Genomic DNA, 14676 nt, shown 5'->3' with positions numbered 1-14676 from the left:
TGATACTGTGTGCAGCCCTTACATTTGGAGGAGGCTATGAGCGAACACGGTGGTAATGTGGTAGAGGTGGCTGAGCTCCTCGGCATCTCACCCGCATCTATCTTCGATTTCAGTGCCAATATTAACCCGCTGGGGCCGCCCGAGAGGGTTAAAGCCATCATCCGCGATAACCTGTCAGTTATTGAACGCTACCCGGATATTGAATACCGCTATCTGCATGCCGCACTGGCCAAAGGCGCCGGCTGTGAGCTGGGTCAGGTCATTGCCGGTAACGGGGAGACGGAACTGATTTACGCGCTGGTGCGCCATCTCAATCCCCACAGTGCATTACTGTTAACCCCCGGATTTGCCGAATACCGCAGAGCACTGGAACAGCAGGGCTGCGATATCATTGAACACCCGCTGACGGAAGAGAATGATTTCCAGCCGGATGAATCCCTGCTGGCGGATATTGAAGCCCGCCGTCCGGACTGTGTGTTTATCGCCACACCGAATAACCCGACCGGCCTGATGCCGGATACCGCGCTGTTATATAAACTGGTGTCTCTGTGCGAATCCCGCCATATTCATCTGATTGTCGATGAAGCGTTTATTGATTTTATGCCGGAAGGATCACCGCTGACAGCGCGTCTGCCGGAAACCCGCTACCTTTATCTGCTGCGGTCGCTGACAAAATTCTTTGCCATTCCCGGTCTGCGCCTCGGCTATCTGTTGTGCGGTGACAGCCACATCATCAGTAATCTGAAAGCCTGGCGTGAGCCGTGGACTATTAATGGCCTGGCCGCGCTGGTGGGGGAGGTGCTGCTGGATGATGAAGCATACATCCGCAAAACACAGGAGTTTATTGCTGCCCAGCGGGAATACCTGTGCAATGAACTACGGCAGTTTCCGCTGCTGAAAATCCGGCAGCCGGCAGCAAACTATATCTTTATCCGCTGCCTGAACGGCGTGGAGCTCCAGTCCGCTCTGCTGAAATATAAGCTGCTGATCCGCCGCTGTCAGAACTACCCGGGGCTGGATGGCTCTTATTACCGGATCGCGGTCCGCAGTCAGGCGGAAAATCGCCATCTTATCGGCGCATTAAAACAGGTATTTCAACATGGCTGAGGCACATTGTCCGGCATCCTGCGGAGAATTGTTGCAGGGATGGATCCTCGGGGGCGAAAAACTGGTTTCCTGCCCCATCAACTGGTACAGCTATGTCTCGGTGGAAGAGGGCGTTCCGCTGGGGCTGGAACGGCCCCGCATGCGGCAGATGCTCGAGCGGGTACTGAAACACCTGGATATTGTGCCGGAAGCCACCGGTATGCTGAGGATTGAATATGAATCCACCATCCCCGTCGGTAAAGGGCTGGCGAGCAGCACGGCGGATATTGCCGCTACCGCCCAGGCGACCGCGCGTTTTTACGGCCACGAATTGTCACCGGAAACCCTCGCAGAACTGTGTGTGGCGGTTGAACCGACAGACAGCACTCTCTTTTCCTCCCTGACACTGTTTGACCACCAGACGGCACAGACGCAAATATCACTCGGTTGGTCGCCGGATCTGAAATTGCTGCTGCTGGAAAGTCCTGAAGTGGTACTGACAGAAGATTTCCACAAACGCGACCGCCGGGCCACACTGCTGGCGCGGGAACCTCTGCTGGCTCAGGCCTGGAAATTGTTGACCACCGCCTGTGAACAGCAGGATCCGCAGCGCCTGGGCGAAGCGGCCACTCTGAGTGCGATCGCCAGCCAGGATCTGCTGCCCAAACCCGGCTTCAGCGAGCTGCATGCCCTTGCAGATAAAGGAAAGATTTACGGTCTGAATGTCGCCCACAGCGGCAGCGTCGCCGGGCTTATCTATGATGATACCCTGCACGATAAAGATTTTATTTATGACTGGATCCAGCGGCATCAGCTGGACAGATTCTACCCTCAGGTGCATGAGGTGAGCATGGCCCGTGGCGGGGTCCGCTAAATACTCATCATCCTTCAGCCTGTGGCTGTGTTGGCTTCATTCAGCTGACCGGGTCACATACTGGTGTATGCTCCCCGGTTTCTTTCGTTTGCCGCCTTGCTGCAAATTGAATAATTTAGCGGATGACTCCTGAGTCTCTTTTTATTTAACGTCCTGACTCCTGTGGAATGATATTGAATATCCACGGTTTTCATCATGCCAAAGTAAAAGGCAGATAACCGGCAGAGAGACGAAAAGCATGCGCGTCATGGATGACGCGCCTGAGCGCACAGAGAGGTGTTCACAGCGACTTTTCGTTTTGCCGGTTATCAGCCCGGCTCCGGTGCTGAACATTCCCCCTTAATTTAACGCGCTGCCCCACAAAGTACGCGCCACTTTGCTGCGTCCCGGTAACGGGCAGGATATGATTCAGACAACTGATTCTGACGCTGTCCGCAAAGGAGACACTATGCTGCGTTATCCGCTGTTTTGTGATTTACAGGGAAAGACCTGTCTGGTCGTGGGGGGCGGGGAAGTTGCCGCCCATAAATGCCGGACACTGTTACAGGCCGGGGCGCATGTCACCGTCATTGCACGCTGGTTCCACGGCGACCTCACCGCTCTGGCGGGAAACCCGCATCTGACGCTGACAGAAGCGGACTTTGATGCTGTACTGTGGCCGCAGGGCTGCTGGCTGGCTTTTGCCGCGACGGATTCACCGGAGGTGAATCAGCAGGTACTGGAACAGGCCAATGCCCGCCACTGCTTCTGTAACGTCACTGATGCGCCGGAAAGTGCCTCATTTATCTCCCCGGCCACCATTGATGTCCCGCCGGTTCAGGTCGCGCTGACCTGCGGCGGAAACCCGGTCTATACACAGTTTCTGAAACACCGTGTTATGCAGGCGATTCCGGCGGATGCTCCTGTGAAACTGCGTGCCGCCGCACGGCTGCGTGAGCAGGTAAAAGCCACCAATGCTTCCCGCGATGCCAAACGGCTGTTCTGGCAGAAATTTTTTACCGACACCGCTCTGGAACAACTCCTGCCGCTGGAAGACGAGGAACTGCTGACTGACTACCTCAATTACCTGCTGGCTCAGTTTACCGAAGAGCACGGAACCCGCTCAAAAAATAAAACCCCGGCACCAAAATAGTGGTTCCGGGGTAATTATGTGAGCTGAATAGCTTATTTCAGCTATAGAATAACAAAAATAAGACAGTGTTATTATCATATTAATAATAAATCATTTACTTTTATGTATCATTTGTTTTTTTATTTCTATTTGGCATTCCGTTGCATAATTTAATAAGATGTTCGTCACACTATTTCGTCATTTTTTATCAAAATATATTCATGTAGAATATACTATAAAATATAGTTTAAACATTAAAAATTAATTGCTATTTACGGTGAATTTAATAATATAACAACGATCACAAAATCAGGATTGATTTATTTATCATTAGGTTTAAATAATTGTTAATTAAAGTTTTTGTTTGTTGTTTTTGATGGTATCTTCATGATTTTAAATGGAATTTAAGTGTGATCTGCATCGTGTTTTATCCCCCACCGAAAACCATTCCGTTTTTGCAAGATATCCTTACTTTATATCAATTGTTTTTAAATCCCCTGAATTGCACATTATCATCAGTGGAAAGTTAAGGAATTAAATAGGGATGAATACCTAATTTGTACTTAGATACTTTCTTAATTAATGCCAAACGGATTTAACCGGTTTTGTTTTAACTTTAATTCCGAACATTCAGTTTATTTAGAGGTATATCATGCAGAAGCCTACCATTGTTATTGGTGTAATTGGTGCCGATTGCCATGCCGTCGGTAACAAAGTTTTAGATCGCGTGTTTTCCCAGCATAATTTTAATGTGATTAACCTGGGTGTCATGGTCAGCCAGGACGAATATATCGACGCCGCTATTGAAACCGGCGCACAGGCAATCGTTGTTTCCTCTATTTACGGTCACGGCGAAGTGGACTGTTTAGGTATGCGTGAGCGCTGCATCGAACGTGGTCTGGGCGAAATTCTGCTGTATGTCGGCGGTAACCTGGTTATCGGTAAACAGGAACCGGCTGAAATCGAGAAAAAATTCAGCGACATGGGCTTTAACCGCGTGTTCTTCCCGAGCACAGACCTGGAATACGTCTGCGATATCATGCAAAAAGATATCGAAAAAAGCCCGGCCCGCAAAGAAGGAATGACCGCGTAATGATCAACGTCTCGATAGATATCGGTTCAACCTGGACAAAAGGTGCCGTGTTCGACGTGGGAAGTGATGATCATATTGAATTAAAGAATTATGCCCTGACCCCCACGACGATTGATCATCTGGCAGACGGATTTTTCACTGTACTGAATAAAATCCTCAATGTGTCCGATGCGCGTCCTTTACTGGAAGCCGGGAAAGTTAACATTAACTATTCCTCTTCCGCCAAAGGCGGGTTAGCGGTAGCGGCACTGGGTCTGGTTCCGACAATTACCCTTGAGTCAGCAAAAGTCACTGCTCACTCAGCGGGCGCAAAAGTGTCTCAGCACTTTGCGTACAAGCTCAACCGGACTGATATCCGCAAACTCGAACAGACACCCCCGGATATTTTCCTGTTCACCGGCGGGACGGATGGCGGTGACGTCGGATACGGATTACAAAACGCGAAAATGCTGGCGGAATCCGATCTGAACTGCTCCATCATTTATGCGGGTAACCGTGATATTCAGGACGATATTGCTGAGATCCTCGGCCATAAAGAACTGACTGTCGTTAACAACATTTTACCGAGTCTGGATAGTCCGAACCCGTTTGATGCGCGTAAAGCTATCTGTGACATTTTTCTGAAAAAGATTGTGAAGGGCAAGGGACTGGACGTCATTGTTGAACAGACCGGTGAAGAGCCGCGTCCGACACCATTCTCTGTCTTTGAGTTAGTACAGCAAATCCGTGACAACGTTCCCGGCTGGGAAGAGTTTGTGCTGATGGATATGGGTGGCGCAACGACGGATATTTATTCGTCCTGCAACAACAGCTTACTGCCGGATACCATTTTACACGGGATTCCGGAGCCGAAAGTGAAACGGACTGTGGAAGGTGACCTTGGCATGCGTGTATCGGCGGTGATCGCCGGTGAGGCAGGCCGCGAGTTAGCCGAAGCGCAGTTTGTGAATCATCCGGAGCAGCTGGATGCCTTTTACCGCTACACCCGTTATGTCAATGAGCACCCTGATTATCTGCCTCAGACGGACGAAGAACGTGTTTATGACCATCTGTTAGCCGGTATTTGTGTCGCACTGGGAACTGAACGCCATGCGGGCACAAAACAGCAGGTGACTACCTGTGCAGGTACGGTGGATTTACAGATTGGCCGTGATTTATCACGGGTCAGCAAAATCATCGGTACCGGCGGCTGGTTGTCGCGGACAGCTGATTTTGACATTAAACAGTATATGCGGTACCGCAAATTCGATAACAAAGGCCGTCAGATTCTGCTGCCGGACGAATTTGAGTACTACCGGGATTCACAAGGGTTATTTCCTCTGTTAGCCAACGTCGCCTGCCGGTATCCGAAAGCAGCAGCTCAGACCGGCGTGCAGATTTTGACCAGATAGCAAGATTATTGGAGCCATTAAATGGAACTGAAGAATAAAAAAATTGCAATCGACGACTTCATGGCCGAGCGCAAAGACGTATTAAAGACCTGGGTGACAGGGAAAGACGTGGAAAACTTTGAAGATGGCGTCAAATATCAGTCGACTATCTCTGAAGATAAAAATTTTGCCAAAAAATTATTCGAAGCTGACCGCGACGGCATCACATTAAGCCAGCCGCGTGCAGGTGTTGCTTTAATCGAAGAGCACATCGAGCTGCTGAAAAAACTGCAGAAAGAGTGTGACCTGCTGCCGACCACTATCGATGCGTATACCCGTCTGAACCGTTATGAAGAAGCGGCAGTCGGTATTCAGAAATCTGTTGAAGCCGGTACCTCTAAACTGAACGGCCTGCCGGTGGTTAACCACGGTGTTGCAGCCTGCCGTCACATCACTGAATCCCTGGATAAACCACTGCAGATCCGTCACGGGACTCCGGATGCACGTCTGCTGTGTGAAATCTCCATGGCGAGTGGTTTCACCAGTTACGAAGGCGGCGGTATCTCCTATAACATCCCTTACGCAAAACGCGTCACCCTGGAAAAATCTATCCGTGACTGGCAGTACTGCGACCGCGTAATCGGTTTATATGAAGAAAACGGTATCCGTATCAACCGCGAGCCATTCGGTCCGTTAACCGGTACGCTGATCCCGCCATTCATTTCCCACACTGTGGCAATCATCGAAGGTCTGGTGGCGCTGGAGCAGGGCGTTAAATCCATCACCGTCGGTTACGGCCAGGTCGGTAACTTAGTGCAGGATATCGCGGCAATCCGCTCCCTGCGTGAACTGTCTCATGAATACTTCCGCGCTTACGGCTACGAAGATTATGAGCTGAGTACCGTATTCCACCAGTGGATGGGCGGTTTCCCTGAAGATGAATCCCGTGCGGCAGCAGTTATCTCCTGGGGTGCGGCGGTTGCCGGTATGTCCGGTGCAACCAAAGTAATCACCAAGTCTCCGCATGAAGCATTCGGTATCCCGACTGCGGAAGCGAACTGCCAGGGTCTGCGTGCCTCCAACCAGATGCTGAACATGGTCCGCGACCAGAAATTCCCGCCGTGCAAAGACGTGGATCTGGAAGTGGAACTGATTAAACGCGAAGTCCGCGCAGTGATGAAGAAAGTCCTTGAACTGGGTAACGGCGACATTGCAGTCGGTACTGTCCGCGCATTCGAAGCCGGTGTTCTGGATATTCCGTTCGCTCCTGCGATGTGTAACTCCGGCAAGATGATGCCTATCCGCGACAACAACGGTGCAATCCGTGTGTTCGACGCAGGCGCGGTTCCGCTGCCGGATGACGTTCTGTCCATGCACCATGATTTCGTTGCTGAGCGTGCCCGCGAAGAGGGTCGTGAAGCTTCATTCCAGATGATTATTGATGATATTAACGCAGTATCTCACAGTAAATTAGTAGGAAGACCATAATGAAAATTAAACAGGCATTGTTCACGGCGGGTAACTCATCCTTCTATTTTGACGACCAGCAGGCTATCAAAGACGGCGCAGGTCACGACGGTTTCGTTTACACCGGTAAGCCGGTCACTCCGGGCTTTACCGCAGTGCGTCAGGCAGGTGAGTGTGTGTCAGTCCAGTTAATCCTGGAAAACGGTTCAGTGGCAATGGGTGACTGTGCTGCGGTTCAGTACTCCGGTGCGGGTGGTCGTGACCCGTTATTCCTGGCGGAAAACTTCATTCCGTTCCTGGAAAAACACATCAAACCGCTGCTGGAAGGCCGTGATGTCAGTGAATTCCGCAACAACGCGAAGTTCTTCGATGAACTGAAAGTGGAAGGCAAACAACTGCATACCGCTATCCGTTATGGTCTGTCCCAGGCTCTGCTGGACGCCACCGCGCTGGCAAGCAACCGTCTGAAAGCTGAAGTTGTGTGCGACGAGTGGCATCTGCCGGTTGTGGCTGAGCCAATCCCTCTGTTCGGTCAGAGTGGTGATGACCGCTACAACGCAGTGGACAAAATGATCCTTAAACACGTTGACGTTCTGCCGCACGGCCTTATCAACAACGTGGATGAAAAACTGGGCCGTCAGGGTGAAAAACTGCGCGCTTATGTTGAGTGGCTGGCCAAGCGTATCGTTGAATTACGTACAGAAGACACTTACAAACCGTCTCTGCACATCGACGTTTACGGCACCATCGGTTTAATTTTCGATAAAGATCCGATTCGTTGCGCAGAGTACATCGCAAGTCTGCAGGAGCAGGCCGGTGATCTGGAACTGTACATCGAAGGTCCGGTTGACGCAGGTAACAAACCAGACCAGATCCGCCTGATGAAAGGCATTATGGATCACCTGAAAAAACTGGGTTCCAAAGTCAAAATCGTTGCTGACGAATGGTGTAACACCTGTCAGGACATCATCGACTTCACGGATGCCGGCTGCTGTGACATGGTTCAGATCAAAACCCCTGACCTGGGTTCTGTTCACAACATCGCTGACGCGGTGCTGTACTGCCAGAAACACGGTATGGAAGCATACCAGGGCGGTACCTGTAACGAAACCGACGTCAGTGCGCGTACCTGTGTGCATATCGCGATTGCGACACGTCCGATGCGTATGCTGATCAAGCCGGGTATGGGCTTCGATGAAGGTATGAACATTGTTCATAACGAAATGAACCGCACACTGGCTGTACTGAAAGCAAAAGCATAAGGAAGCATTATGTCCAGGACATTTAAAATCCTGTCCCCTACTGCCATCCTGGGGTACGGATTTCCGGAAGAGAGTTTTATGAAGGCGATGGAAGAATCGCCGGATCTTATCGCCGTCGACGCCGGGTCTTCTGACCCGGGTCCTCACTACCTCGGTTCCGGTAAAGCCTTTACCGACCGTGCCGGGGTAAAACGCGACCTGCGTTATATGCTGAAAGCCGGTGTAAAAAACAATATTCCGGTTGTCATCGGTACTGCCGGTGGTTCAGGTGCACAGCCTCATCTGGAATGGTGCCGTGAAATCATTCTGGAACTGGCAAAGGAAGAAGGTCTGTCATTCAAGATGGCCCTGATCCCTGCGGATGTTGAGAAGAAAACGGTTCACGAAGCGCTGGATGCAGGCAAAATCACGCCGCTGGCGTTCGTGCCTGAACTGACGCATGAAGTGATCGACGAAAGTACCTATATCGTTGCTCAGATGGGTGTCGAGCCATTCCAGGAAGCACTGGCAGCCGGTGCTCAGGTTGTTCTGGCCGGCCGTTCATATGACCCTTGCTGCTTCGCGGCTCTGCCGATTATGAAAGGGTTCGACGAAGGTCTGGCACTGCACTGCGGTAAGATTCTGGAGTGTGCGGCAATCGCAGCCACCCCGGGTTCCGGATCCGACTGTGCAATGGGTATTATCGACGAAACCGGTTTCACCCTGAAAGCATTCAACCCGATCCGTAAGTTTACGGACACCTCAGCAGCGGCTCACACCCTGTATGAGAAATCCAACCCGTACGTATTACCGGGACCGGGCGGTGTGCTGGATCTGAAAGAGTGTAAGTTTGAAGATCTGGGTAACGGGCAGGTTCGTGTAACCGGTTCACGCCATGTATCAACACCGTATACCGTTAAACTGGAAGCTGCACGTCCGGTCGGTTACCGCACCATCACTATCGCCGGTACGCATGACCCTATCATGATCGCCGGTATGGATAAGATTCTGGTGGAAGTGCGTAAAAGTGTTGAGAAAAACCTCAGCATCGACCCTGATACCGTGAAGATGAATTTCCATCTGTACGGTAAAAACGGTGTGATGGGTGACGCAGAACCTGAAACTGTGACCAAGAGTTATGAGCTGGGTATTTTACTGGATGTTGTTGCTCCTACCCAGGAGCAGGCAGACAGTATCTGTTCCCTGGCACGTTCCACTATGCTGCACTACGGGTATGATGGCCGTATCGCCACCGCGGGCAACTTAGCCTTCCCGTTCTCTCCGTCGGATATCCGTGCCGGTAAAGTGTATGAGTTCTCCATCTATCATCTGATGGAATACACCCCGGATATTAAATTCACATTCCGTATGGAGAATGTAACACCTGAAGGAGTGGCGAAATGAAAAAGTCAATTTTAGAATTAGCCAAAGTTGTGCGTTCTAAAAACTCCGGTCCGTATGAAATTGTGATGGATATTTTATTCAAGGATAAAGAAACTTATACCGCGGTAAAAAATTCAAAACAATTTAATAAAGACTTAGTCGCTGGTCTGTATTGTGTGAAACCTGACTTTATCGATAATATTGTCTGGTTTGACCCGGCGAATGCTGTGAAAATTGTAATGCCGAGACATATTGTTTCTGGTGCTGTCGGAGATACCGATGTTTATGGTGCCCAGCAACATGCGCCTTTATTAAAAATGGAATTTGATATTTAACAATATCACTCATTCAATATCTCATTAGTACGACAACTCGGTGTGGCGTACGGGGTTTCCCCGCACTCCACATCGATTTCAGAAACAGAAATCGTCATTTTTCTCAGTGTGATGTATAAAATTATTTAATATTTAAAGCCACGGAAGGCTGGGTAAAAATAACTGAAATAAAATTTCAGAGGATATTAAGTAAGTTGAGAATAAATGCGACCCAACACAGAATGGAATTATTATGAAATCGAAGAGTTTAACCACTTGGATAGTCATTGGTCTTATTGTCGGTGTGATTGTCGGCTTCAGCTTTAATGAAATGGCATCTGCTGAATTTAATAAGGTCTATGCAAAAGATATCTCCATTATTACCGATATCTTCTTACGTCTGATTAAAATGATTATCGCTCCATTGATTATATCAACACTGGTTGTTGGTATCGCGAAAATGGGTGATGCGAAAACGTTAGGTCGTGTTTTCTCCAAAACACTATTCTTATTTATCTGCGCATCCTTTATCTCAATCCTGTTAGGTCTGGTTATTGTTAACCTGTTCCAGCCGGGCGCAGGTATTAACTTCGTTGCGGATACTGCCGGTGCGGTTCAGGGTATTGTGGAACCTGTTCCTTTCTCCTTCAAAACCTTTATTGCTCATGCGATTCCGACCAGTATCGTTGATGCAATGGCGCGTAACGAAATTCTGCAGATCGTTGTATTCTCAATCTTTATGGGTATCAGTCTCTCCGCTATCGGTGAGAAAGGCCTGCCGATTGTGAATGTGCTGGAATCCCTCGTCAGCCTGATGCTGAAATTAACCGGTTACGTCATGCTGTTCGCACCACTGACAGTGTTTGCCGCTATCTCCGGTATGATTGCAGAGCGTGGTCTGGGTGTTCTGGTCAGCGCCGGTATCTTCATGGGTGAATTCTACTTTACACTGGCGATGCTGTGGGTGATTCTGATTGGTCTGGCTGCGGTGGTTGTCGGCCGCTGTATCTTCCGTCTGACCAAAGGTATCACTGAACCTGCACTGCTGGCATTCACCACATCAAGTTCTGAAGCGGCATTCCCGGGTACGCTGGAAAAACTGGAAGAGTTCGGTGTTTCCAACAAGATCGCCAGTTTCGTACTGCCAATCGGTTACTCCTTTAACCTCGTCGGTTCAATGGCTTACTGTTCATTCGCGGTTATCTTTATCGCTCAGGCATGTAATATCACCCTGTCTATGGGTGAGCAGGTTACTATGCTGCTGATTCTGATGCTGACATCGAAAGGGATGGCCGGTGTACCGCGTGCGTCTCTGGTGGTTATCGCGGCGACACTGAACCAGTTCAACATTCCGGAAGCGGGTCTGATTCTGCTGATGGGTGTGGATCCGTTCCTCGACATGGGCCGCTCTGCCACTAACGTAATGAGTAACGCCATCGGTGCCGCTATCGTCGGCCGCTGGGAAGGTGAGCACTACGGTGAAGGCTGCCGCGGAAAACCAAAGGCAGTTATTGAACCTCCGGTAGCACAGGCCACAACGTCAGCCTGACCGGTCGTTCAGAATAAACAAGACAGGCGCGGTACAAGGGATACAGATACCGCGCAACAATAAAAAATCAGTTTTATGTGTTATGTACTAAGTATTAAGCGCAAAATGCCCTCAGTCATTTTGCGCTTTTTTTGTATGGGGTTACTGCGGCACGGCTGAAACACTCACTGTGCCATCGGTCACTTTAACGGCAAAGGAAGCGACGGAATATGCGGCGTCTTCCGCACATAACCCGTCCGTCAGCCGGAAGCGCTGTTTTTTCAGCGGGCTGACAATCCACAGTGCGCCGTCATGCTCTGCAATTAAGCCGCGCGACAACACGCTGGCCTTCGCAAAGGGATCGATATTACTCAGGGCAAAAATGCGCTCGTCCGGATAAGGACGGAACAGCGCCACCTGTTCACCCTTTACCAGCGCACACACGCCGGTTCCCGGGGTGATATCACTGACCCGACAAACCGTAATCCATTGACTCATGATTATTCCTCCCCGATCAGAGTGACAGCAATCCGCTCTTCCGGGCGGGCCGGACGATGTTGTAAGCGCTCACTTACCACTTGCACATTCGGATCCGGCAGCGGGCTGTTAACGAAGTGACTGAAGCGTTTGCGGGCATGCGGGTTGTTCACCGTTTCCTGCCACTCGCAGGTTACTTTTTCGCGTAACTGCGCCAGTTCCTGTTCCAGTTGTGCATTGAGCCCCAGTTTGTCGCTGACAATCACATCCCGCAGGTAATCAATCCCGCCCTCGAGGCTTTCCAGCCAGGTCGATGTCCGGCTGAGTTTGTCGGCGGTGCGGATGTAAAACATCATAAAGCGGTCGATGTAGCGTATCAGGGTCTCTTTATCGAGGTCTGCCATCAGCAGATCGCCGTGGCGAGGTTTCATGCCGCCGTTTCCGCAGACATACAGGTTCCAGCCTTTGTCGGTGGCGATAATCCCGATATCTTTCCCCTGCGCCTCGGAGCACTCGCGGGTGCAGCCCGAGATACCGAATTTCATTTTATGCGGAGTGCGGATACCTTTATAACGGTGCTCGAGCTCAACACCCAGCGCAGTGCTGTCACCGACCCCGAACCGGCACCATGCCGTGCCGACACAGGTTTTCGCCATCCGCAGTGCTTTGGCGTAGGCGTGCCCGGTTTCAAATCCGGCGGCGATCAGTTTTTCCCAGATAGCCGGTAAATCCTGCTTTTGCGCCCCGAACATCGCAATACGCTGTGAGCCGGTAATTTTGGTATACAGATGATATTCCTGCGCAACCGCACCAATAGCCAGCAGACCTTCCGGGGTGATTTCGCCGCCCGGTGAGCGAGGGATCACCGAGTAGGTGCCGTCCTTCTGCATATTAGCGAGGAAATTATCGTTGGTATCCTGTAACGGCACCAGATCGTCGCGCAGAATATAGTCATTCCGGCAAGAGGCGAGCAGGGAACCGATAGTGGGTTTGCACACTTCACAGCCGTAACCCTGGCCGTAGCGACCCAGCAGCTCATCAAAGGTAGTGATTTTTTCCACGCGGATCAGGTGATACAGCTCCTGGCGTGAATAGGCAAAATGCTCACAGAGGTGATGATTCACCTCAATACCCAGGTTGGTCAGTTCGGCATTCAGCACCTGAGTGATCAGCGGAACACACCCGCCGCAGCCGGTACCGGCTTTGGTTTCCGCTTTGATGTCCGCAACCGTCTGGCAACCGTTATGAATGGCCTGAATAATGTCTCCTTTGGTGACATCAAAACAGGAACAGATTTGTGCACTGTCCGGCAGGGATTCGACGCCGATTGCCGGTTTGCTGCCGGCGTGTGCCGGGAGGATCAGAACATCCGGATTTTCCGGCAGTTCGATACGGTTCAGTGCCAGTTGCAGCAGATTGCCGTAATCTTCGGTATCCCCGACCAGCACGGCACCCAGCAGATATTTATTATCGTCGCTGACAATCAGCCGCTTATAGACCTCGTTGGCTTCATCGAGATAAATATAACTGTGGCAGCCGTCGTCTGTTGCATGTGTATTGCCGATACCACCGACATCCACACCCAGCAATTTCAGTTTTGCGCTCATATCCGCGCCGGTAAACTGATTCTCCTGCCCCAGCAGATGATCCGCCGCCACCTGTGCCATTTTGTAGCCCGGTGCCACCAGTCCGTAAGTTCTGCCGTGCCATGACGCGCATTCCCCGATAGCATACACATCCGGGTCAGATGTCTGACACTGGTCGTTAATCACCAGACCGCCGCGCTCCGCTACGGCCAGTCCGCACTGGCGGGCAAGCCGGTCACGCGGGCGGATCCCGGTGGAGAAGACAACAAAATCGGTCTCCAGTGACGAACCGTCGGCAAAGTGCAGCACTTTGCGGCTCTCTCCGCTGCCGGATGCAGTAATTTCTGTAGTGTTTTTGCCGGTATGTACCGTGACACCCATCCGTTCAATTTTCTGCTTCAGCTGTTCACCGCCCAGCGTATCAAGCTGTTCCGCCATCAGGACCGGCGAAAACTCAATGACATGGGTTTCAATACCCAGATTTTTCAGCGCTCCGGCGGCTTCCAGTCCCAGCAGACCGCCGCCGATCACCACACCTTTACGGCTGCGGCGGGCGCAGGCTTCAATGGCATTGAGATCTTCAATCGTCCGGTAAACAAAACAGTCGCGGGCATCACTGCCTTTGATCGGCGGGATCCACGGATAAGAGCCGGTCGCAATCACCAGTTTGTCATAATGCACAGTGCGGCCGGTATTGGTATGCAGCACCTTTTCCTGACGGTTAACGGTAATCACCCGCTCATTGATTAATACCGAAATATTGTGTTTTTCATAGAAACCGGGTTTAACCAGGGATAATTCTTCCGCCGTATGATGAGAAAAATAGGAGGAGAGATGCACGCGGTCATAAGCGACACGCGGCTCTTCACAGAATACGGTGATATCGAACTGTCCGGTGTCCGCTTTATCGGTAAGCTCTTCGGTAAAGCGGTGGCCGACCATACCGTTACCGATGATTGCTAACTTGACGTTGCTCATTTCAGCCTCAGATTTTGTGTGGATTAAGGCTAAAAATACGGCGATCCCGGTTTTTCTCATTGATGTATATCAAATGCAGCTTAATCAATTCAGCTTATGTAATTCATTGCTTTAAATAATTTTTGTCAATACTCCTTAAGGGGTAGTGATGTATTGGTTTTTTCACCG

Annotated in this window: 12 protein-coding genes; 10 read left to right on the top strand and 2 right to left on the bottom strand. The window is 50.7% G+C overall.

Annotation, left to right across the window (positions count from 1 at the left end):
* The first annotated feature begins 24 nt into the window (after positions 1–24).
* The 10 genes from cobD to ACSBQN_RS15000 all read left to right on the top strand — a co-directional run bounded on the left by cobD (position 25) and on the right by ACSBQN_RS15000 (position 11488).
* Positions 25–1107, top strand: a complete 1083-nt coding sequence (gene cobD, locus ACSBQN_RS15045) for a threonine-phosphate decarboxylase CobD (protein ID WP_262875770.1) — start codon at positions 25–27, stop codon at positions 1105–1107.
* Positions 1100–1960 carry a GHMP family kinase ATP-binding protein gene (locus tag ACSBQN_RS15040; protein ID WP_036413842.1) on the top strand — a complete coding sequence of 287 codons (861 nt, stop codon included), beginning with the start codon at positions 1100–1102 and terminating at the stop codon, positions 1958–1960. Before cobD ends, ACSBQN_RS15040 begins: the two co-directional genes overlap by 8 nt.
* Before the next feature lie 403 nt (positions 1961–2363).
* Positions 2364–3092: a precorrin-2 dehydrogenase/sirohydrochlorin ferrochelatase family protein gene (locus ACSBQN_RS15035; protein ID WP_354632942.1), complete on the top strand. Its 729-nt coding sequence runs from the start codon at positions 2364–2366 to the stop codon at positions 3090–3092.
* Between the two features lie 631 nt (positions 3093–3723).
* Complete coding sequence (gene glmS / locus ACSBQN_RS15030; protein ID WP_024472814.1) at positions 3724–4164, top strand: methylaspartate mutase subunit S; 441 nt, start codon at positions 3724–3726, stop codon at positions 4162–4164.
* Positions 4164–5555, top strand: a complete 1392-nt coding sequence (gene glmL, locus ACSBQN_RS15025) for a methylaspartate mutase accessory protein GlmL (RefSeq protein WP_004236127.1) — start codon at positions 4164–4166, stop codon at positions 5553–5555. The genes glmS and glmL overlap by 1 nt, the downstream gene beginning before the upstream one ends.
* Before the next feature lie 21 nt (positions 5556–5576).
* Positions 5577–7022 carry a methylaspartate mutase subunit E gene (locus ACSBQN_RS15020; RefSeq protein ID WP_024472813.1) on the top strand — a complete coding sequence of 482 codons (1446 nt, stop codon included), beginning with the start codon at positions 5577–5579 and terminating at the stop codon, positions 7020–7022.
* A complete protein-coding gene (locus ACSBQN_RS15015) occupies positions 7022–8263 on the top strand; it encodes a methylaspartate ammonia-lyase (protein WP_004236123.1) in 1242 nt (413 codons plus the stop codon). The genes ACSBQN_RS15020 and ACSBQN_RS15015 overlap by 1 nt, the downstream gene beginning before the upstream one ends.
* 9 nt (positions 8264–8272) lie before the next feature.
* Positions 8273–9646, top strand: coding sequence for an acyclic terpene utilization AtuA family protein (locus ACSBQN_RS15010; RefSeq protein WP_004239011.1), 1374 nt, complete (start codon positions 8273–8275; stop codon positions 9644–9646).
* Positions 9643–9960, top strand: coding sequence for a DUF4387 domain-containing protein (locus tag ACSBQN_RS15005; protein ID WP_004236121.1), 318 nt, complete (start codon positions 9643–9645; stop codon positions 9958–9960). The genes ACSBQN_RS15010 and ACSBQN_RS15005 overlap by 4 nt, the downstream gene beginning before the upstream one ends.
* Before the next feature lie 232 nt (positions 9961–10192).
* Positions 10193–11488, top strand: coding sequence for a dicarboxylate/amino acid:cation symporter (locus tag ACSBQN_RS15000; protein ID WP_004236120.1), 1296 nt, complete (start codon positions 10193–10195; stop codon positions 11486–11488).
* Positions 11489–11629: 141 nt separating this feature from the next.
* On the opposite strand, the gene nirD is transcribed toward ACSBQN_RS15000, so the two are convergent.
* Together nirD and nirB are read right to left on the bottom strand one after the other, a co-directional pair.
* Positions 11630–11965 carry a nitrite reductase small subunit NirD gene (nirD, locus tag ACSBQN_RS14995; RefSeq protein WP_214167843.1) on the bottom strand — a complete coding sequence of 112 codons (336 nt, stop codon included), beginning with the start codon at positions 11963–11965 and terminating at the stop codon, positions 11630–11632.
* Positions 11966–11967: 2 nt separating this feature from the next.
* Positions 11968–14508, bottom strand: coding sequence for a nitrite reductase large subunit NirB (gene nirB, locus ACSBQN_RS14990; RefSeq protein WP_214167842.1), 2541 nt, complete (start codon positions 14506–14508; stop codon positions 11968–11970).
* Positions 14509–14676: the final 168 nt, after the last annotated feature.

The organism is Morganella sp. B601 (genome assembly GCF_051172335.1).
GTDB lineage: Bacteria > Pseudomonadota > Gammaproteobacteria > Enterobacterales > Enterobacteriaceae > Morganella > Morganella morganii.
This window is presented reverse-complemented; position numbering and strand designations above follow the sequence as displayed.

Excerpts from the sequence above, each read along its gene's own strand:
- ACSBQN_RS15040 (WP_036413842.1), top strand. The coding sequence starts at position 1,100 with ATGGCTGAGGCACATTGTCCGGCATCCTGCGGAGAATTGTTGCAGGGA.
- ACSBQN_RS15035 (WP_354632942.1), top strand. The coding sequence starts at position 2,364 with ATGATTCAGACAACTGATTCTGACGCTGTCCGCAAAGGAGACACTATG.
- glmS (WP_024472814.1), top strand. The coding sequence starts at position 3,724 with ATGCAGAAGCCTACCATTGTTATTGGTGTAATTGGTGCCGATTGCCAT.
- glmL (WP_004236127.1), top strand. The coding sequence starts at position 4,164 with ATGATCAACGTCTCGATAGATATCGGTTCAACCTGGACAAAAGGTGCC.
- ACSBQN_RS15020 (WP_024472813.1), top strand. The coding sequence starts at position 5,577 with ATGGAACTGAAGAATAAAAAAATTGCAATCGACGACTTCATGGCCGAG.
- ACSBQN_RS15015 (WP_004236123.1), top strand. The coding sequence starts at position 7,022 with ATGAAAATTAAACAGGCATTGTTCACGGCGGGTAACTCATCCTTCTAT.
- ACSBQN_RS15010 (WP_004239011.1), top strand. The coding sequence starts at position 8,273 with ATGTCCAGGACATTTAAAATCCTGTCCCCTACTGCCATCCTGGGGTAC.
- ACSBQN_RS15005 (WP_004236121.1), top strand. The coding sequence starts at position 9,643 with ATGAAAAAGTCAATTTTAGAATTAGCCAAAGTTGTGCGTTCTAAAAAC.
- ACSBQN_RS15000 (WP_004236120.1), top strand. The coding sequence starts at position 10,193 with ATGAAATCGAAGAGTTTAACCACTTGGATAGTCATTGGTCTTATTGTC.
- nirD (WP_214167843.1), bottom strand. The coding sequence starts at position 11,965 with ATGAGTCAATGGATTACGGTTTGTCGGGTCAGTGATATCACCCCGGGA.
- nirB (WP_214167842.1), bottom strand. The coding sequence starts at position 14,508 with ATGAGCAACGTCAAGTTAGCAATCATCGGTAACGGTATGGTCGGCCAC.